General features: G+C 51.8%; 20 protein-coding genes. 8 read left to right on the forward strand and 12 right to left on the reverse strand.

Annotated features, from left to right (window positions below; genetic code table 11):
- Nucleotides 1–94, reverse strand: a 94-nt coding sequence (locus MWU63_RS09575) for a GTP-binding protein (protein ID WP_132095103.1), incomplete at its 3' end; no start/stop codon positions are given.
- Nucleotides 95–181: 87 nt separating this feature from the next.
- The gene (locus MWU63_RS09580) at nucleotides 182–907 is read right to left on the reverse strand and encodes a hypothetical protein (RefSeq protein ID WP_213887189.1); all 726 of its coding nucleotides are present in this window, start codon (nucleotides 905–907) and stop codon (nucleotides 182–184) included.
- A 116-nt stretch (nucleotides 908–1023) separates the two neighbouring features.
- Between MWU63_RS09580 and MWU63_RS09585 the strand changes: the two genes are divergently transcribed.
- Nucleotides 1024–2385, forward strand: a complete 1362-nt coding sequence (locus MWU63_RS09585; protein ID WP_213887188.1) for a cytochrome P450 — start codon at nucleotides 1024–1026, stop codon at nucleotides 2383–2385.
- A gap of 77 nt (nucleotides 2386–2462) precedes the next feature.
- Here the strand turns inward: MWU63_RS09585 and MWU63_RS09590 are convergent, their stop codons facing one another.
- Entirely contained in the window at nucleotides 2463–2831 is a 369-nt protein-coding gene (locus tag MWU63_RS09590) for a VOC family protein (protein WP_213887187.1), read from the reverse strand.
- A 58-nt stretch (nucleotides 2832–2889) separates the two neighbouring features.
- The gene (gene parC / locus MWU63_RS09595) at nucleotides 2890–5142 is read right to left on the reverse strand and encodes a DNA topoisomerase IV subunit A (RefSeq protein WP_213887186.1); all 2253 of its coding nucleotides are present in this window, start codon (nucleotides 5140–5142) and stop codon (nucleotides 2890–2892) included.
- Between the two features lie 142 nt (nucleotides 5143–5284).
- On the opposite strand from parC, the gene MWU63_RS09600 reads away from it, so the two are divergent.
- From MWU63_RS09600 to MWU63_RS09620, 5 genes are all read left to right on the forward strand, one after another.
- The gene (locus tag MWU63_RS09600; RefSeq protein ID WP_213887185.1) at nucleotides 5285–6118 is read left to right on the forward strand and encodes an SDR family NAD(P)-dependent oxidoreductase; all 834 of its coding nucleotides are present in this window, start codon (nucleotides 5285–5287) and stop codon (nucleotides 6116–6118) included.
- 111 nt (nucleotides 6119–6229) lie between these two features.
- Nucleotides 6230–6433 (forward strand): twin transmembrane helix small protein, encoded by a 204-nt coding sequence (locus MWU63_RS09605; protein WP_213887184.1) that lies wholly within the window; start codon nucleotides 6230–6232, stop codon nucleotides 6431–6433.
- A gap of 3 nt (nucleotides 6434–6436) precedes the next feature.
- Nucleotides 6437–7009 carry a cob(I)yrinic acid a,c-diamide adenosyltransferase gene (locus tag MWU63_RS09610; RefSeq protein ID WP_213887183.1) on the forward strand — a complete coding sequence of 191 codons (573 nt, stop codon included), beginning with the start codon at nucleotides 6437–6439 and terminating at the stop codon, nucleotides 7007–7009.
- 142 nt (nucleotides 7010–7151) lie between these two features.
- Nucleotides 7152–7910 carry an electron transfer flavoprotein subunit beta/FixA family protein gene (locus MWU63_RS09615; protein ID WP_213887182.1) on the forward strand — a complete coding sequence of 253 codons (759 nt, stop codon included), beginning with the start codon at nucleotides 7152–7154 and terminating at the stop codon, nucleotides 7908–7910.
- On the forward strand, nucleotides 7910–8839 hold the full coding sequence (locus MWU63_RS09620; protein ID WP_247077727.1) for an FAD-binding protein: 930 nt from the start codon (nucleotides 7910–7912) through the stop codon (nucleotides 8837–8839). The genes MWU63_RS09615 and MWU63_RS09620 overlap by 1 nt, the downstream gene beginning before the upstream one ends.
- A 61-nt stretch (nucleotides 8840–8900) precedes the next feature.
- On the opposite strand, the gene MWU63_RS09625 is transcribed toward MWU63_RS09620, so the two are convergent.
- Complete coding sequence (locus tag MWU63_RS09625; RefSeq protein ID WP_213887180.1) at nucleotides 8901–9731, reverse strand: DUF6473 family protein; 831 nt, start codon at nucleotides 9729–9731, stop codon at nucleotides 8901–8903.
- Nucleotides 9732–9892: 161 nt separating this feature from the next.
- Here MWU63_RS09625 and MWU63_RS09630 point away from each other — a divergent pair, with 161 nt between their 5' ends.
- Nucleotides 9893–10768 carry a 3-hydroxybutyryl-CoA dehydrogenase gene (locus MWU63_RS09630; RefSeq protein WP_213887179.1) on the forward strand — a complete coding sequence of 292 codons (876 nt, stop codon included), beginning with the start codon at nucleotides 9893–9895 and terminating at the stop codon, nucleotides 10766–10768.
- 37 nt (nucleotides 10769–10805) lie between these two features.
- On the opposite strand, the gene MWU63_RS09635 is transcribed toward MWU63_RS09630, so the two are convergent.
- From MWU63_RS09635 to MWU63_RS09665, 7 genes are read right to left on the reverse strand one after another with little or no spacing between them, the layout of a single operon-like run.
- Entirely contained in the window at nucleotides 10806–11672 is an 867-nt protein-coding gene (locus MWU63_RS09635) for a lysophospholipid acyltransferase family protein (RefSeq protein WP_213887178.1), read from the reverse strand.
- Nucleotides 11673–11711: 39 nt separating this feature from the next.
- Nucleotides 11712–11981 (reverse strand): HPr family phosphocarrier protein, encoded by a 270-nt coding sequence (locus MWU63_RS09640; protein WP_213887177.1) that lies wholly within the window; start codon nucleotides 11979–11981, stop codon nucleotides 11712–11714.
- A gap of 22 nt (nucleotides 11982–12003) precedes the next feature.
- On the reverse strand, nucleotides 12004–12387 hold the full coding sequence (locus MWU63_RS09645; protein WP_213887176.1) for a PTS fructose transporter subunit IIA: 384 nt from the start codon (nucleotides 12385–12387) through the stop codon (nucleotides 12004–12006).
- Entirely contained in the window at nucleotides 12384–13307 is a 924-nt protein-coding gene (gene rapZ, locus MWU63_RS09650) for an RNase adapter RapZ (protein ID WP_213887175.1), read from the reverse strand. The genes MWU63_RS09645 and rapZ overlap by 4 nt, the downstream gene beginning before the upstream one ends.
- A gap of 2 nt (nucleotides 13308–13309) precedes the next feature.
- Nucleotides 13310–13777, reverse strand: coding sequence for an HPr kinase/phosphatase C-terminal domain-containing protein (locus MWU63_RS09655; RefSeq protein WP_246531554.1), 468 nt, complete (start codon nucleotides 13775–13777; stop codon nucleotides 13310–13312).
- 13 nt (nucleotides 13778–13790) lie between these two features.
- A complete protein-coding gene (locus MWU63_RS09660) occupies nucleotides 13791–15521 on the reverse strand; it encodes a sensor histidine kinase (protein ID WP_213887173.1) in 1731 nt (576 codons plus the stop codon).
- Nucleotides 15518–16219, reverse strand: a complete 702-nt coding sequence (locus MWU63_RS09665) for a response regulator transcription factor (RefSeq protein WP_213887172.1) — start codon at nucleotides 16217–16219, stop codon at nucleotides 15518–15520. The genes MWU63_RS09660 and MWU63_RS09665 overlap by 4 nt, the downstream gene beginning before the upstream one ends.
- Nucleotides 16220–16583: 364 nt before the next feature.
- Here MWU63_RS09665 and MWU63_RS09670 point away from each other — a divergent pair, with 364 nt between their 5' ends.
- Nucleotides 16584–18179, forward strand: a complete 1596-nt coding sequence (locus tag MWU63_RS09670) for a phosphoenolpyruvate carboxykinase (protein ID WP_213887171.1) — start codon at nucleotides 16584–16586, stop codon at nucleotides 18177–18179.
- The last annotated feature ends 38 nt before the right edge of the window (nucleotides 18180–18217 follow it).

Raw genomic sequence — 18217 nt, forward strand, 5'->3', positions numbered from 1 at the left:
TCGCAGCCGTAAGCGTCGTCTTGCCGTGGTCAACATGCCCAATCGTGCCGATGTTGCAATGCGGTTTTGTTCGTTCAAACTTTTCCTTAGCCATAGTTCAGAGGCCTCGTGTTCTGGGGCCACTCGCGACCCGAATTGACATCGCGCGCTCGTTACGAAAACTGGACGGAAAAATCAAGCATCAGTTGGTCGTTTTGGCCTCTTCAGCAACACTTTCCTGCGTTTCTTCAGGTAGACGCACCGCCGCGCCATCGGGCGCGGTCTCCGGCGCACCTTCCAGCGCATTGTTTGCGACAAGATCCGAAACATCATCTGTTTCCGGATCGACCGTGTTTGACGCAACATCTTCTGAAGCCACATCATCCGTATTAAGCCATTCAGGATGCGTAAGAAGCCAGCGTTGGATTGATGCAGCAGCGTTTCGCGACAAGTTGCGCATCTGGATTTCTTTACGCTGTGTCAGCCCTGAGCCAACGACTGTGCGCCCAGACAAGCTTTCAAGAACGGTAATCTGATGTGGCTGATCGGTCAGTTTGGTTTGTGTGGCGTCGTCCCAGACATTTACCCCTAAAATAAGCACCGATTTTGGGGAGAAGAGGATCGGCACACCGGGAACAGCCAGAACATAGGCGTCAACGCTGGCACCGATATGGATCATCCGCTCACCTTCATACCGGCCAAACCGGTCAGAAATTGCGCTGGTCAACGCAGCTTTCCATTCGTCCGGGTCTGCTTCGCGTGACAGCGGCCCAAGCTGTGCGTTGTCTGCGACGACAATATTGTGGCCAAGCCGGAATTGTCCCATCGGTTCAAGTGGGCCGTCAATTGGGCCGCCTCCGCTACATGCCGGCAAACCAAAAAAACCAATTAAAACAAGAACGCGACGCGACAGTAACAGCTTACGCATCAGAAACTCCCAAACTCATTATTATATTGCAATAACCTATGACCCATCCCCGTGCAATTGCACCACGTTGCACGGGGCTTCGCTGCTCCTATATGATTTAAAGACAGGAGCGCGTGATGGATCAGACCGCCCTAAAGAATATCCCGGCCCACGTCCCACTGGTTAAAGAACCATGGGGTATCTTGCGCACGCTTCAGGCGGCACGGCGTAACGTGCTTGAAATTTTGCCGGAGATCGCAACTCGTCAGCCAATTGTTTCAGGCAAAACCGGCAAGCGGTGGCATATGGTTATGGACCCTGACACGCTTCGCCATATCCTGAAAGACCGACTTGAAGACTATCCCAAGTCCGATGTGACCAAGAATATCCTGCGCCCAGCAATTGGCGAAAGCCTGTTCGTCGCCGAAGGGACACATTGGCGCTGGCAGCGGCGCACCGCTGCCCCGGTTTTCTCGCATCGAAACATTCAGAATCTGGCACCGATGATGACCACCGCAGCAGAACGTTGCGCTGAACGCACTGAGAAAAGCATCGGGCGAGGCGTAGATTTTTACGAAGAGATGGTAAGGGCCACCTTTGAAGTCATTTCCGATGTAACTTTTTCAGGGGATGAGGGTTTTGACCGCAGTGCAATGCACAACGCAATAAACTCTTACATCGATCAGACAGCAAAGATCTCGTTGCTGGATATTCTGGGCGCACCCAACTGGGTGCCGCGGCCTTCGCGTATCCTTTCATCTGGTTCAATGAAACAGATGAAGAGCGTTGCAGATGAAGTGATTGATAGACGGCGCGAAGCAGCGACCAAAGAAACGCCTGATTTGCTGGATCTTCTACTTGAAGGTGAAGACCCCGAAACTGAACGCAAGATGACAACGGCCGAACTGCGGGATAATCTGCTTACCTTTATCGTTGCTGGCCATGAGACGACTGCGCTTACACTTGCCTGGGCGCTATATCTTTGTGCGTTTGACCCGGAAGTGCAAAACCGTGCGCGGACAGAGGCGCAAGCTGTGCTTGGCAACCGTGCCGCAACAGCGGAAGACTGTGCAAACCTGCCATACATACGCCAGATCGTAGATGAAACACTGCGCCTTTATCCGCCTGCAGCGATGTTGTCTCGCACCGCGCAGAAGCCGGATACTTTGTGTGGCCGTGAAGTCAGGGCGAAAGACACAGTCATTCTTCCGATCTACGCGTTACATCGCAACCATCTGCTGTGGGACAAACCTAATACGTTTAACCCAGACCGCTTTGCTGACCCGAGGGCAATAAACCGCTATGCATATCTGCCTTTCGGTGACGGTCCCCGCGTTTGTATCGGGGCGAGCTTTGCGTTGCAGGAGGCGGTGATTATTCTGGCGACACTGCTCGCAAAGTTCAGGTTCAGCACGATACCCGGAAAAACGCCCAAACCCGTGATGATCCTAACCCTGCGCCCCGAAGGGGGTGTCTGGCTGAAGGTTGAAAAAGCTTAGGGTATCCGTTTTCGACGCAGTTAAAATTAGGGCAATCTAAGCTAACATGGGCCCCAACCCACCTCTTTCCTGCAAAACTATCGGTGTTGGTCAATTAAGATGGGATACCCGTCTGGATCAATCACTGTGAAACTGGCCGGGCCGTCTTTTTCACCTGTTTCCTGTGTTACTTCCAGCCCCGCAGCCTTCAGGCGATCTTTGATTTCGTGAACGTCCGTAAAAGCATCAATGTTTTGAGCCGATTGATCCCACCCGGGATTAAATGTCAGCATCGGACCTTCAAACATACCTTGAAACAACCCGATCAGCGTTTCTCCATTTTTCATAATCAGAAAGTTGTGCTCTTCATCACCAGCGAATTGCGCAAAGCCAAGTTTTTCGTAAAATTCCTTCGAATTTTTAAGATTCTTGATGCCTAAACTTATAGAAAATGCCCCAAGGTTCATGAGCTTACTCCATCAGTGTTAAATCTCTTAGGTCAACCAATAACCCCTGAAACCCAGATCAGGTGAACTTATTGTTCCTTGGGAACCCACGCGGCGCCATACGGCCTGTGCCTGCGCGTTTGCCCGTCCACTCTACCAACGCGGTTTCTGTTCGCGTTCGCCCCGCAGGGTCAAGCCAGCTTAGCCCGTCGGCCAGGGTGAATGTCGTTGCATCCGAAAGCCCGCCATCTTTGTATTTCTGCAGCCGCACACCTTTGCCACGGGTCATTTCCGGCAACTCATCAAGCGGGAAGATCAGCACTTTGCGGTTCTCGCCAACGCAGGCGACACTGTCACCATCTATCGGGCGACAAACTTGTGCGCGAACCTCGTTCCGCACGTTCAACACCTGCTTACCGGTGCGGGTTTGCGCCATGACGTCATCTTCGGGCACGACAAAGCCATCACCCGCACTTGAAGCGACCAAAAGCTTGCGACCGGGTACGTGTATAAACAAATCCACCAGATCGGCGTCGTTTGGCAAATCCACCATCAGGCGCAGTGGTTCACCCATCCCACGGCCTCCGGGCAGGTTGGAGGCTGGAACCGTGTAAAACCGCCCGTTCGTTCCCAGCACAAGCAACCTGTCGGTGGTTTCCGCATGGAAGGCAAACCGTCCTTCGTCACCATCTTTGAACTTCAGTTCGGTCGTTTCCAGCGCGATATGCCCTTTCATCGCACGCACCCAGCCCATTTTTGAGCAGACCACCGTAATCGGCTCCCGCTCAATCATTGCTTCAATAGGAACGTCCTCGACCACGGCGGCTTCAGCAAACTGGGTTCGCCGCGCGCCACCTTCGTAGTCTTTGCCAAACTTCTTTTTCGTCTCGCGTAACTGTTCGCTGATCCGGTTCCATTGCAGGCCCTCGTCTGCCAGCAACTCGGCCAGACCTTCGCGCTCTAGCAGCAATACATCAAGCTCGCGCTTCAGCTCCAGTTCTTCGAGCTTGCGCAAGGACCGCAGCCGCATGTTCAGAATAGCCTCGGCCTGAACATCAGACAGGTCGAACTCAGCAATCATCACCGCTTTTGGTTCATCTTCGTAGCGGATAATTTCGATCACGCGATCCAGATTCAGGAAGGCAACAATGTACCCTTCCAGCACTTCGAGACGGTGGTCGATTTTTTCAAGCCTGTGTTGGCTGCGCCGCTGCAAAACCTCGCGACGATGGTCAAGAAACGCGCGCAACACTTCTTTCAGGCTACAGACCTTTGGGGTTCGCCCGTCGATCAACACGTTCATGTTCAGGCTGAACCGCAGCTCAAGGTCTGACTGACGGAACAGCGTATTCATCAAGACCTCTGGTACGACGTTCTTTGATTTCGGCTCCAGCACCAGCCGAATGTCTTCAGCTGATTCATCACGTACATCGGCCAAAATCGGAATGCGTTTTGACTGGATCAGCTCTGCCAGTTTTTCGATCAGCTTGGATTTTTGCACCTGGTACGGGATTTCAGTAACAATAATCTGCCACTGCCCCCTGCCCAGTTCTTCAATTTCCCACTTTGACCGCAAACGAAACGCGCCGCGACCCGTGCGGTACGTTTCAAGCATGCTTTCACGCGGCTCAACAATCACGCCACCGGTTGGAAAATCTGGCCCCGGAACGTAGTTGATCAGCGTGTCATCCCGTGCGTCTGGCACTTTGATCAGATGCAGGCAGGCGTCACAAAGCTCGGCAATGTTGTGGGGCGGAATGTTTGTTGCCATGCCCACGGCGATACCGCTTGACCCGTTCGCCAGAAGGTTTGGAAAGGACGCTGGCAAAACGATGGGCTCGGTCAGAGTACCATCATAGTTTTCGCGGAAATCAACGGCATTCTCGGACAAACCTTCCAGCAAGGCCTCTGCGGCAGCGGTCATCCGCGCCTCAGTGTATCGACTTGCCGCAGGGTTATCACCGTCGATGTTGCCAAAGTTGCCCTGCCCATCGACGAGCGGATAGCGAACCGCAAAATCCTGCGCCAGCCGGGCCATGGCATCGTAAATCGCGGCATCACCATGCGGATGGTAGTTCCCCATCACATCGCCTGAAATTTTAGCGGATTTTCGGAAGCCGCCATTGCTGGCCAGCTTGAGTTCGCGCATCGCATACAAAATGCGCCTGTGAACCGGCTTCAACCCATCGCGTGCATCAGGCAATGCGCGATGCATGATCGTTGAAAGCGCATAGGTCAGGTAGCGCTCACCGATTGCGCGGCGCAGTGGTTCTGTAACTTCGCCAGGCCCGCTACTTGGGCTGATGTTGGGGTCGTCAGTAATATCTGTCATAGATGATGTGATAAACGTGGCGCTCGCGCAGGTAAAGCGCTGTTGCACCGACAAAGACAACCAACAGCCAAAACACGAAAGTTATTTGTCCTGCTAGGGCAGATGACATATGGCGGTGAAAACACAAACGACAGGCAGAACCATGGCAGAAAAATCGATCCTGATCACCGGCTGTTCCTCTGGCATAGGTTATGATGCTGCCCACACCCTGAAAAAACGCGGCTGGAGGGTTTTTGCAACCTGCAGAGCAAAAGTTGATTGTGACCGCCTGATTTCAGAAGGGCTTGAAAGCTTCGTTCTCGATTACGAGGATGAAGCCACGATTGAGGCTGCGGTTGCGGAAACTTTGGCCCGTACGGGTGGAACGCTTGACGCGTTATTTAACAACGGCGCTTACGCGATACCGGGTGCAGTAGAAGATCTTCCGCGCGCCGCGCTACAAACTATTTTTGAGACAAATCTGTTTGGCTACCACGATCTGACGTGCCGTGTGATACCTGTTATGCGCAAACAGGGGCATGGGCGGATTGTAAACTGTTCTTCGGTATTGGGGTTTGTGGCAATGCAATATCGCGGTGCATACAACGCAACGAAATTCGCGCTTGAAGGTTTGACAGATACCTTGCGCATCGAAATGCGTGATCACCCTATTGACATCATTCTGATCGAACCAGGCCCTATCGCGACCGATTTTCGTAAAAATGCCAGAATTCAGTTTGAAAAGTGGATTGATTGGAAAACCTCCGCTGTTCGTAACGCTTACGAAAAGGAACTCTGCAAGCGACTGAGCAATGAAGCCGGAAAACCTGACCTTTTCGAATTACCGTCATCCGCTGTGACAAAGAAATTGATCCACGCAATGGAATCTCGCCGTCCCCGACCACGATACTACGTAACCGTACCAACCTACATGATGGACATGCTACGACGCGCATTGCCAACCCGTGTGTTGGACTGGTTTCTCGCAAAGGTCTGACCAGCGTGTCGATGAAGGTTCTTAAATCCCCGCAAGAAGGCTTTTGAGACTTTTTCGGTCGCAATTTGTGAGAGGTCGGATTACATGCACTCCAGACCGAAAGGATAAACCATGTTTCAGGATCCATTGTTCATCATAGTTGCGATTGCAATCTTGGTTGTGCTTGTCATTCTGATGATTGGCCTTGGAAGTTTCACCAAAGGTGGCGAATTCAATCGCAAACACGCAAATCGCCTTATGCGATATCGCGTCGCGGCTCAGGCGGTCGCCGTTTTACTAATTCTCGTTTTTATCTATCTGCGTGGAGGGAACTAGCCCGTGGTTGTTCTGAACAAAATTTATACCCGCACGGGGGATACTGGTGAAACAGCGCTCGGAAATGGCAGCCGCGTTGCGAAACATTCTGCCAGAGTTTCGGCCTACGGAACGGTTGATGAAACCAACGCAACTGTTGGTCTGGCGCGCCTTCACGCAACTGGCGAAATGGATCACAAACTGGCTGCGATCCAGAATGATCTTTTTGATCTTGGCGCGGACTTTTGCCGCCCTGAAATGGAAAAAGATTCAGACGCAGAATATGCACCCTTGAGGATCACTGACACACAAGTTGAACGTCTCGAATCAGAGATCGACTCGATGAACAATTTGCTTACACCGCTTCGCAGTTTCATTTTGCCCGGGGGATCGCCTCTTTCAGCTTATCTGCATCTTTGCAGAACAGTTTCACGCCGGGCAGAGAGACTCGCCACCGAACTCGCTTCTGTTGAGTCGCTAAACCCAGCGGCGGTGAAGTACCTAAACCGTCTATCTGATTGGTTTTTTGTCGCAGCCCGCATCGCCAACAATAACGGCGTTGATGATGTTCTCTGGGTGCCAGGCGCGAACCGCTAAGCAATAAAATTACCAAAACCCGACGTCATATTATGCCACTGCGTCGATTTTGGCCTGTTTTCCCAGTGAATGAAACGCTAACAACAGCGCGAGAGCTTGAACGGGTCCGTTTCAGGATCCATTTTTGAGGAGAATAACGCTCATGAAGGTACTCGTGCCTGTCAAGCGCGTGATCGACTATAATGTCAAAGTCCGTGTGAAAGCGGATGGCAGCGGTGTTGATCTCGCGAATGTCAAAATGTCGATGAACCCGTTCGACGAAATAGCAGTTGAAGAAGCTATCCGCCTGCGCGAAGCTGGTAAGGCTGACGAAGTTGTTGCCGTTTCGATTGGTGTTAAACAAGCACAGGAAACGCTGCGAACCGCCCTCGCGATGGGCGCTGATCGCGCAATTCTTGTCGTTGCCGCTGATGACGTGCATACCGACATTGAACCACTCGCAGTTGCTAAAATCCTGAAAGCAATTGTTGAGGAAGAAGCCCCCGGCATTGTTCTCTGCGGCAAGCAGGCGATCGACAATGACATGAACGCAACGGGCCAGATGCTTTCGGCTCTTCTTGGCTGGTCGCAGGCTGCTTTTGCCTCTGATCTAGACATCGACGGTGATCATGCCGTCGTGACTCGCGAAGTTGACGGTGGTTTGCAAACAATCAAAGTTACCCTGCCAACGATTGTGACTGTTGACCTGCGCCTGAACGAGCCACGCTATGCAAGCTTGCCGAACATCATGAAGGCTAAAAAGAAGCCTATGGATGAAAAAACGCCTGCTGATTACGGCGTCGATGTCACGCCACGCCTGGAAATCATTAGCACAGCAGAACCGGAAGCACGCGCTGCTGGCGTTATCGTTGGCTCGGTTGACGAGCTGGTAGAGAAACTCAAAGAAGTGGGGGCTGTATAATGGCTGTTCTTCTTCTCGCAGAAGTCACCGACGGTGAACTGGCGTTCGACGCAACTGCAAAAGCTGTAAACGCTGCAACGAAGCTGGGTGAAGTAACCACGCTTTGTGCAGGCGCCTCGGCTGCCGCAGCTGGTGAAGCCGCGTCCAAAATTGAAGGTGTTTCGAAAGTACTCGTTGCTGAAGATGCATCACTTGGACACCGTCTTGCAGAATCAACTGCCGCGCTGATCGCGTCTTTGGCAGGCGACTACGAGCATATCGTGGCCCCCGCCACGACCGATGCGAAAAACGTACTGCCGCGCGTTGCTGCTTTGCTCGACGTGATGGTGATCTCGGATGTTTCCGGCATAATTGACGGCAACACGTTTGAACGGCCAATCTACGCTGGGAACGCAATTCAGACGGTAAAATCCTCGGATGCGACTAAAGTGGTTTCTATCCGCACATCGACCTTTGATGCTGCGGGTGACGGTGGTTCTGCCCCTGTGGAAACGATCAGTGCTGCGGAAGCGCCTGGTCTTAGCGAATGGGTTGAAGACAAAGTTGCAGCCAGCGACCGCCCAGAACTTACTAGTGCTGGTGTGGTTGTGTCAGGTGGCCGTGGTGTCGGATCTAAAGATGACTTCGCACTGATTGAGGCGTTAGCCGACAAGCTTGGTGCTGCAGTCGGCGCATCGCGCGCTGCTGTTGACTCTGGTTACGCACCGAACGACTGGCAGGTTGGTCAAACCGGTAAGGTTGTTGCTCCGGACCTCTACGTCGCTGTAGGGATTTCAGGTGCCATTCAACACCTTGCCGGCATGAAAGACTCCAAAGTGATCGTCGCGATCAACAAGGACGAAGAAGCGCCCATTTTCCAGGTCGCTGACTTCGGGCTTGTCGCAGACCTGTTTACTGCGCTGCCAGAACTGACCAGTAAACTGGACTAGCCAAACTCTGGCTCACGTAGTTCGAATTTCTTTAAGGGCCCGCTTCCAAGCGGGCCTTTTTTTACCTGAGCCTCTCGAGCGCAGTTGACACTTTACGGGCTGCTTCATGATGCGTGAAAACGCCGAGCATTTGTTCTGCAGCAAGTTGCTCCATCGGTGAAAAAATCATGCCAGCAGTACCGCGTGCTCGCGCGACGGAACTCGGCGTAACAAAAACCACTTCAGATGTCAGAAGCCGAATTTCCTCAATCATGTTTTCGTCAACGAACAGGGGGTCGCGCAAATGGGTTTCTTTGCCCATTTTCGATAGTGGCATGTCGTTTGCGAACCAAAGCACAATTGTCTTTCCACCGATCTTGTTTAAAAGAAGTTTCATTCGGTCCAACCAAGTTGCTTTAAGCTGTGCTTCCACATCTCTGAACCGGTTGGCAGACAGTCTGCGCAGAGTCATCAAAAGGTGCCTTGTGAAGTTGAACTCTGTGAAGTCCACTTCTGGATATGTTGTTTGCAGATGCTGTGAAGCGCGCAAAAACCGATCATTCCGCCTTGGATGAACCGAGTAATATTTGTTCGTCATGTTATGAGCGCCTAACACCTGGATAACAGTTGCGCGGGCGTTTCGACAGGCGTCTATGATAAATGGATCATTTGCATAAACGTCCAGGCCGGCATTCACACACCCGAAATTTACCGCCCGATCACCACCATGTTCTTCCTCGATCAAGGCCGGGTACGGGGACTTTATGAATTTCCCATAGGTCTCTGTACCGCCCAAATACGCCACAAACTCTCCGGTCAGTTTTCGCCGCGGACCGCGAAAAAGAAGCCTCGATCCTTGGTACTGACACGGAAAATAGTTTAACAGGCCTTCGCCCAGATTTTCATAGGCCATATCCACCCACCTCGTTAATTCGACTCACCCGGGTTCAAAATGAGTGGTTGTCATTGCCAAAATCCTAAACGGCGCATTTGTCCCAATCTTTAAAGACAAGACCCCCTTGCGCCTCCTCTGCACTGCGGCATAAGCTTTGGTCGAAAACGAAAGGGGCAATTATGGAAATCAAGTCAGTTGGAATTGTTGGCGCGGGTCAGATGGGCAATGGTATTGCCCATGTATTTTCCCTTGCCGGTTTTGACGTTATCTTGAATGACATTTCTCAAGAAAGCCTCGACAACTCACTTGCGCTGATCGACGTGAATCTAACGCGGCAGGTCAGCCGCGAAAAGATCTCTGCCGAAGAGCGAAGCGGCGCTCTGGCACGAATCAAAACAACATTAAATTTGCCCGACATAGCGCAGACTGATTTGGTGATCGAGGCAGCGACAGAGCGTGAAAGCGTTAAAACCGCCATTTTTGAAGACTTGCTGCCGCATCTGAAGCCTACTACTATTCTGACCTCCAACACCTCGTCGATTTCGATTACACGGCTTGCATCACGCACAGACCGGCCAGAAAAATTTATGGGTTTCCATTTCATGAACCCAGTGCCGATCATGCAATTGGTGGAGTTGATACGCGGCATCGCGACCGATGAAGAAACCTTCAAAACATGTCTTGGCGTTGTGGAGAAGCTTGGTAAAACCTCTGCATCTGCCGAGGATTTCCCAGGTTTCATAGTGAACCGCATTCTTATGCCAATGATCAACGAAGCCGTTTACACGCTTTACGAAGGTGTAGGCTCTGTTGCGTCGATTGACAGTTCGATGAAGCTTGGCGCGAACCACCCGATGGGGCCACTGGAACTCGCGGATTTCATCGGGCTCGACACGTGCCTTGCGATCATGAACGTGCTTCATGACGGGCTGGCTGACACCAAATATCGCCCTTGCCCGTTGCTCACAAAATATGTCGAAGCAGGATGGCTTGGCCGAAAAACAGAACGCGGGTTCTATGACTATCGCGGCGAAACTCCGGTTCCGACGCGCTAAATTCGTGCCCGTGGCTGCAAAGAGCGATCAGAACTGCTTACTGGTTTTTTAGAGAAAGCGTTTTTTCACGCATCCACGCCATGAAACCCCGTGGATTATCCGACCATTTATCAATTTCTTCTCGCTCAATCAACTCTCCGACAACCGGAGACTGCGGCTTGTTCAGCGAGAATACGACCTCGTGTAAAAGCATACCCTGGCGCAATGTATCAGACAGTTTGTTCGCAATCTGAAACCACCGCGAGTTCTGACCGGGAAAATAAATTGGCAGAACTTTTGCATCCGACCTTAAAACCATTTTGGCCGTAAACGGATTCCAGTCTGATTCTTCAGCCGGGCCAAAGAATGTCTTTGACGTCGCAACAGAACCTGATGGAAACAAAATGACCACACCACCCGCCTTCAAATGAGTCATGGCGATATTGCGCATTTCGATGTTCTTACGAATTGCGTCGGGCTCATGCGGAAATGCCACCGGGACCATGTGTTGTTCAATCTCTTCAACACCAGTTAGCAGGTTCCGTGTCAGAATTTTATAGTCCTGACGCACCTTGCCGACGAGGCCAGCAAGAACCATGCCATCCACAAGCCCATGCGGATGGTTGGCTGCAACAACGAGCGGCCCGGTTTTTGGGATACGCGCGATCTGCTCTTCTGGAGTGAGCAAATCAATGCCCATTAATCCAAGGGTATCATCCCAGAATGCTTGTCCCTTCGGAACACCCTTTCTCTCAAACTTTCGCACAAGACGTAGCAAACGAATTTTGCCTGTGGACCATTCCATTGTCTTGATCAGCAGGACTTTCCACGGATTCGTAAAAGTTGTTGAGTAAGACAGGTTTCGTCCATCATAGGGCTGATTAACAGACTCTACGTCGTCTGAAGTTTGCGAATGATCAACCAATGGGCTATTCCGGTTTTGCGTTTGGCACTATTGCGCTTCTTAGAAATCTTCGCCGAAACGGTCGGCCACTAGCGCCTGCAGAGCTTCGGCTAGTTTGTCCGCCTCTGGTCCACTAGTAGCAACCTCAATAGAGGTTCCTTTCGAGGCTGCCAACATCAAAAGGCCCATAATCGAGTCGCCAGAGGCATCCAAACCGTCTTTTGAGACAACTGCCGTCGCGTCACACCCCTCTACGACTTCAACCAGTTTGGCGGCCGCACGAGCGTGCAAACCCTTTTCGTTAATGATGCTAAGCTCTCTGCTTGCCATCTTGCTCAACCCTTTACACGTTCTAACCGTCGCAAAAGTCAATGTACTTACGCCCTGCGGCAAGCGCCAAGGCAACCGCTTCTGCGATCGGTTTGTGGCGACTCTTCGCCAGCTTTACCAACAACGGCAAGTTTGCGCCGTATATGACCTTGCGATCTTCTGGTGCGCAGGCGCGCAGGGACAAATTCGATGGAGAGCCACCAAACATATCTGTCACCACTACAACACCAGATCCCTGGTCCACCTCGTCCGCTGCAACGCAAATCTCGTCCTGTTTTTCTGCGCGGTTGTGATTGTCTTCAATAGCAATCGCACGAACACCGGTTTGTTTGCCGACAACATGTTCGACAGCGGCCAAATACTCCCTGGCCAAACCACCATGCGCGACGATCACTATTCCGATCACGCTTTATCACCCCGGTTCGTTTCGGGCATTTGCAATGCCCGTCTTTCCAATTCCCGGTGTCTTACAGACACCTGCCAGCCAGCTTCACCCAAAGCATACGCCAGTCTTTCAGTTACCATCACCGACCGATGTTGCCCACCGGTGCAGCCAAACCCTATCGAAAGATGTGCTTTGCCTTCGTCTATGTAGGCCGGGAGCAGCATTTGCGCCAAATCGGCGACTTTGTCAAAGAAGGACTGAAAACGAGCGTCTTCTGCAACATAGTGCGCCACTTTTGCATCTTTTCCATTCAACCCGCGCAAGTCTGGTTCCCAATAGGGGTTTCGTAAAAACCGGCAGTCGAAAATCATGTCCACACCGCGCGGTAAGCCGCGCTTGTAGGAAAACGAATGGACAGAAATTGCAAGCCGCTGCCCGGTATCTGGCGCGAACCATTTTTCGACTTCCGCCCGAAGTTCGTGGGGTGTCATCTCTGACGTATCCACCAGGATGTCGGCGCGCGCATGTATCGGTTTTAGTAAATCAATTTCGCGTTTGATGCCTTCCTCGGGCGATTCAGCGGGGGCCAAAGGATGCCGGCGACGCGTTTCTGAATATCGACGCTCCAAAACATCAGGTCGACAGTCGAGATAAAAAACTTCAACCTCTATTCCCGCAGTGTCCGTAAGCCGATCAATCACCTCTATTAACGCGGCGGTACTAAAGTCACGGTTGCGCACATCGATCCCAAGCGCAAGAGGGTGTGAGATTGGCGGACCATCCAGAAGCCGCGGAAGCAAGCTGAGAGGCAGGTTATCGATTGTTTCGTAACCAATATCCTCCAGCACATTAACTGCGGTGGAGCGTCCGGCACCTGATGGGCCGGTGACCAGAACGAGCCGTTGTCCGATTAATACAGGCGCTGTTTGTGTGTCTATCATTGTCAGGCGCTCCGCCCCGCTTTCAGATATTGCAGGATTGCTGCAGGGAAATATGGCGCCTCAGTTTTGTAAATCAACGGCAACCGGACACCCAGAATGCTGCAATCGCGCAATGGCGGCAACCGGTCCTTTTCGACAGGTTCCATATCAACTACGGCCACCAGAACGCTCTGAGTTGCATATTCGATAGAAAGTATCCCGAGGCCACGTGCCTCAATTTGCCCTGCAATAGCGGGCGGGGGGCTCGCAACCAATACCCCTTCCCGTTCTTGAATGAAGGTCTGATCATCGGAGACAAGCATTGCGCCATAAGCCACAAGCTGTAAGGCAAGTTCGGATTTGCCGCTTCCGGATTTGCCGGCAATCAGCAGGCCGCGTCCGCCCAACGTGACAGTTGTTGCATGAAGCGTCGTGTGTGAAGGGCGCAATTCGCCCGGCTTTGGTGACGGCCCGATTATGTGATCGGCCAAACCTCGGGCCCAACTAAATTGAAAGGCCCACCACGAACCGCGCACCCAGCGGCTCCGAGGTGATATCAGCATCTGTGGGACGAATATTTTCGGCCCAAATTACGCCACCATGCGCATCAACGATTTGTTTTGAAATCGCAAGTCCGAGACCGGAATTGTTGCCGAACTGCCCTGGGGGACGCTCGGAATAGAATCTGTTGAAAATCTTGTGCAACGCCTGATCCGGGATGCCAGGGCCAGTGTCTTCAACAACAACCAGGACACGGTTCTCACGACGGCGCGCCCAAACCCTAATTGCGTCGCCTTCTTCGCAAAAAGACATCGCATTCGTGATCAGGTTCACAAAAACCTGTGCCAATCGGGCCTCTAACCCTTGTATGACAATTGGCCCCGAAGGCAGATCCGAAATGAATTCGATCCCCTTGGACGACGCCTCCTGCCCCAGATACTCGGTCAGGTTCTTCAGCATTTTTAGCAAGTTGAAAGATTCTTCTTCTTCTTTCACTAGCTCACTGTCCAATCTGGACGCGTTTGAAATGTCACTTACAAGCCGGTCAAGCCGACGCACATCATGCTCAATAACATCCAGCAGTTTTACGCGATGGTCCTCTTTCTTCGCGACCCTTAACGTACCAACCGCCGAGCGAAGACTGGCCAAAGGGTTTTTGATTTCATGTGCGACGTCTGCTGCGAATTGCTCGTTCGCGTCGATACGATCATAGAGTGCAGCCACCATGCCGCGCAGCGCCCCGGACAGGCGGCCAATCTCGTCTGGTCGGGCCGTCAGATCAGGAATACGGACCCGACCAGGACTCATCTTACGCGCGTCTTTGTCACGTCCGAGTTCCGCAGCGGCAGCCAAGTCGGACAGCGGGTTCGCTATAGTGGACGCCAGCACAAGGCTAAGGCCTATTGAAACGAATATTGCGATTACAAACATCTGCAAGACTTGTTCGCGTTCACGCTTGACCAATTCGTCGATCTCACCTGCTGCGCTTGTAATTGAGACCACACCGACAACGTTGGTTCCCTGCACAATTGGTGTTGCCACAGAAAAAATAGTGCCGCCGTCTTTTTGACGGCCCGTCTTGATCTGAGCACCAATACTCACGGTATCCGCAACAAGTGCACGCGCCTGTCCTTCAATGTTGGGTTCTGGTCGAGCTGTATCTGCAGGCGTCAATACCGATGACACACCACGCCACGTCATATCAAGAAAATCGGTGATTAACGTACTGCTATCGTCCACTTGCAAATTGTCCAATGCAGGTGTTTCATTTCGCGGCTCACCCACTGTTGTCGCCACAAGAACCCCGGAAGGATTAAACACAAAAATTTCGACACCAGACGCCAGATCTATCCCGCGAAGCGTTTCTGCCGGATCCAGCAAATCATCCGAGACCAGATCAACGGGCGCATCTTCTGACAATTGCGCCTCAAATACATCTGCAATCAGTTCTGCTTCAGCAACTAAGCCGTTTTCCCGCTGCAGTACCAAACTGTCACGAAACGGGTTCAAAAACATTACGCCGGCGACCAGTAAAATGAGGGCCAGCAAATTGAACGTGATGATTTTGCGCGCCAAAGGAGACCGGTTCAGAGAAAGGAAACCGCGCCGCTCCCTGCTGGCGCGCATCTCGCTATCAACCGAACTGTCCATGCCAACCCAGTCCTCGCCCAGAACGACATCGCCTTTCTGTCCGGATTTTGGGTTGGATAAATCTATCTTAGAGGCCAGTGTCATTCTTCGTTGTATCTATAGCCAATGCCATAAAGGGTTTCGATTGCTGAAAACTCATCATCAACGGTTCGCATCTTTTTACGCAGTCGTTTGATGTGGCTGTCGATAGTCCGGTCATCAACATAAACCTGATCGTCATAGGCAACATCCATCAACTGATCACGGCTTTTGACGAAACCGGGGCGCTGCGCAAGGGATTGAAGAAGTAAAAACTCCGTCACAGTGAGCGAAACCTCACCACCCTTCCAACTGACCGAATGGCGCAATGGATCCATTGTTAGATCGCCGCGCTGAATAATCTTCTGATCTTCTTCAACAGCAACTTCATCATTGGCGATTGCTTCTTGTCGACGCAATAAGGCGCGAATACGCTCTACCAGCAAACGCTGTGAAAACGGCTTTTTCACATAATCGTCTGCGCCCATTCTGAGGCCAAGAACTTCATCAATCTCATCGTCTTTGGAGGTTAGAAAGATTACGGGCATAGCTGACTTTTGCCGCAATCTCTGAAGCAAATCCATGCCGTCCATACGCGGCATTTTTATATCTAACACGGCCATATCCGGCAGACGCTTATTAAATGCGTCTAACGCAGTTTGCCCATCGTTATATGTTTCTACTTCGAAACCTTCAGCCTCAAGTGTCATTGAGACGGAGGTCAGGATGTTTCTATCATCATCCACCAGCGCGATTTTCGACATGGGTGGTATCCTTATACTGCTCTGTTTGTCTATTTTTTGACATATTCTCCTGCTTCTGGCCTTTAGAATCAACAACTAACTGCGAATCACTTGTTTTGACCCCACCTATTTCACCTGAAAAAAGGTAACCAATGGCTAATATGTCTCACTAGGCACTATGATGGTTGCGCTAACCGATGTATGGTTGCGCTAATCTTCTGTTGGTTGCGCTAACTGTTCGAATGCGTCCTGTTCATTCCAAGAAACGTCATGTTAAGAGACGCTTATCAGACTAAGAGCGTCTGATCGGTGCAAAAGTGGCCCTTTGCGCCGGATTTGAACAGCAGTGATGCGCCGTCTGTGAGGCGGCCACGGGAGTGTTTAGATGACAGGACGGGTAAACCCCGCACACCGACTGGATGATCAGGGTATCAAAGGTCTGGGCAATGTCTACTACAACCTAATGGAGCCTGCCCTAGTCGAGGCAGCGCTGAAGCGCGGTGAAGGCACGCTTGGCAACGGTGGCACATTTCTTGTGACCACTGGCAAGCATACCGGGCGCTCACCCAAAGACAAATTTGTGGTTCGCACTGAAAGTGTCGAAGACACAATCTGGTGGGAAAACAATGCACCAATGGCACCCGATGCCTTTGATGTGCTTCAAAAAGACATTCTCGCCCATATGAAGGGTGGCGATTACTTCGTCCAAGACCTTTATGGCGGCGCTGATCCTGCGCATCGTTTAGACGTGCGGATGGTAACCGAGTTGGCCTGGCATGGTTTGTTTATTCGTCACTTGCTGCGCCGTCCGGACCGTGAAGAACTCGATACTTTTGTGCCAGAGTTCACCATCATCAATTGCCCTAGCTTCAAAGCTGATCCAAAACGTCATGGTTGTCGTTCGGAAACCGTGGTTGCGCTGAACTTCGACAAAAAGCTTATTCTGATCGGCGGAACCGAATACGCAGGCGAGAATAAAAAATCAGTTTTCAGCCTGTTAAACTACATCTTACCGGGCAAAGGCATTATGGCGATGCATTGCTCGGCAAACCATGCACCGGGCAATCCTGTTGATACCGCTATTTTCTTTGGGCTTTCAGGCACGGGCAAAACGACCCTTTCGGCAGATCCTTCGCGTGTATTGATCGGCGATGACGAACATGGCTGGTCAAACCGTGGCACCTTCAATTTTGAGGGCGGTTGCTATGCCAAGACGATCAACCTGTCGGCTGAAGCCGAGCCTGAAATCTACGCAACGACGCAAAAATTCGCCACGGTCATCGAAAATATGATCTATGACGAAGAAACCAAAGAACTTGATTTTTCAGACGATAGCCTGACCGCGAATATGCGCTGTGCATACCCTCTGAACTACATTTCGAACGCTTCGAAAAGCTCGCTCGGTGGACATCCAAAAAATATCATCATGCTGACTTGTGATGCTTTTGGTGTTCTGCCTCCGATCGCGCGTCTTACACCTGCACAGGCGATGTATCATTTCCTTTCAGGCTTTACGTCCAAGGTTGCTGGGACCGAACGTGGTGTTACGGAGCCTGAGCCGACATTCTCAACCTGCTTTGGTGCGCCATTCATGCCGCGCCGGCCGGAGGTTTATGGCAATTTGCTGCGTGAGAAAATCGCGAAGCATGGCGCGACGTGCTGGCTGGTTAATACTGGCTGGACAGGTGGTGCATATGGCACAGGCAGCCGGATGCCAATCAAAGCAACGCGTGCGCTGCTGACGGCGGCTCTTGACGGCACACTCGCAGAAGCCAAGTTCCGCAAAGATTCAAACTTTGGTTTTGAGGTTCCTGTTTCTATGCCTGGTGTTGCTGACATTCTGCTTGACCCGCGTCGCACATGGGACAACCCGGAATCTTATGACCGGCAGGCCAAGAAACTGGTCAATATGTTTGCTGAAAACTTTTCCCAGTACGAAGATTACATCGATGATGACGTGAAAGCCGTCGCTATCGGGTAGATTTCCCAAACTAAACGTATCAGAAACGGCCGCCCGTT

The sequence above is a fragment of the Pseudohalocynthiibacter sp. F2068 genome, assembly GCF_023015645.1.
In the GTDB taxonomy this organism is placed as follows: domain Bacteria; phylum Pseudomonadota; class Alphaproteobacteria; order Rhodobacterales; family Rhodobacteraceae; genus Pseudohalocynthiibacter; species Pseudohalocynthiibacter aestuariivivens.

Bases quoted from the DNA above. Each gene is read 5' to 3' on its own strand.
- MWU63_RS09580 (WP_213887189.1), bottom strand. From the start codon at position 907: ATGCGTAAGCTGTTACTGTCGCGTCGCGTTCTTGTTTTAATTGGTTTT.
- MWU63_RS09585 (WP_213887188.1), top strand. From the start codon at position 1,024: ATGGATCAGACCGCCCTAAAGAATATCCCGGCCCACGTCCCACTGGTT.
- MWU63_RS09590 (WP_213887187.1), bottom strand. From the start codon at position 2,831: ATGAACCTTGGGGCATTTTCTATAAGTTTAGGCATCAAGAATCTTAAA.
- parC (WP_213887186.1), bottom strand. From the start codon at position 5,142: ATGACAGATATTACTGACGACCCCAACATCAGCCCAAGTAGCGGGCCT.
- MWU63_RS09600 (WP_213887185.1), top strand. From the start codon at position 5,285: ATGGCAGAAAAATCGATCCTGATCACCGGCTGTTCCTCTGGCATAGGT.
- MWU63_RS09605 (WP_213887184.1), top strand. From the start codon at position 6,230: ATGTTTCAGGATCCATTGTTCATCATAGTTGCGATTGCAATCTTGGTT.
- MWU63_RS09615 (WP_213887182.1), top strand. From the start codon at position 7,152: ATGAAGGTACTCGTGCCTGTCAAGCGCGTGATCGACTATAATGTCAAA.
- MWU63_RS09620 (WP_247077727.1), top strand. From the start codon at position 7,910: ATGGCTGTTCTTCTTCTCGCAGAAGTCACCGACGGTGAACTGGCGTTC.
- MWU63_RS09625 (WP_213887180.1), bottom strand. From the start codon at position 9,731: ATGGCCTATGAAAATCTGGGCGAAGGCCTGTTAAACTATTTTCCGTGT.
- MWU63_RS09630 (WP_213887179.1), top strand. From the start codon at position 9,893: ATGGAAATCAAGTCAGTTGGAATTGTTGGCGCGGGTCAGATGGGCAAT.
- MWU63_RS09640 (WP_213887177.1), bottom strand. From the start codon at position 11,981: ATGGCAAGCAGAGAGCTTAGCATCATTAACGAAAAGGGTTTGCACGCT.
- rapZ (WP_213887175.1), bottom strand. From the start codon at position 13,307: ATGATAGACACACAAACAGCGCCTGTATTAATCGGACAACGGCTCGTT.
- MWU63_RS09660 (WP_213887173.1), bottom strand. From the start codon at position 15,521: ATGACACTGGCCTCTAAGATAGATTTATCCAACCCAAAATCCGGACAG.
- MWU63_RS09665 (WP_213887172.1), bottom strand. From the start codon at position 16,219: ATGTCGAAAATCGCGCTGGTGGATGATGATAGAAACATCCTGACCTCC.
- MWU63_RS09670 (WP_213887171.1), top strand. From the start codon at position 16,584: ATGACAGGACGGGTAAACCCCGCACACCGACTGGATGATCAGGGTATC.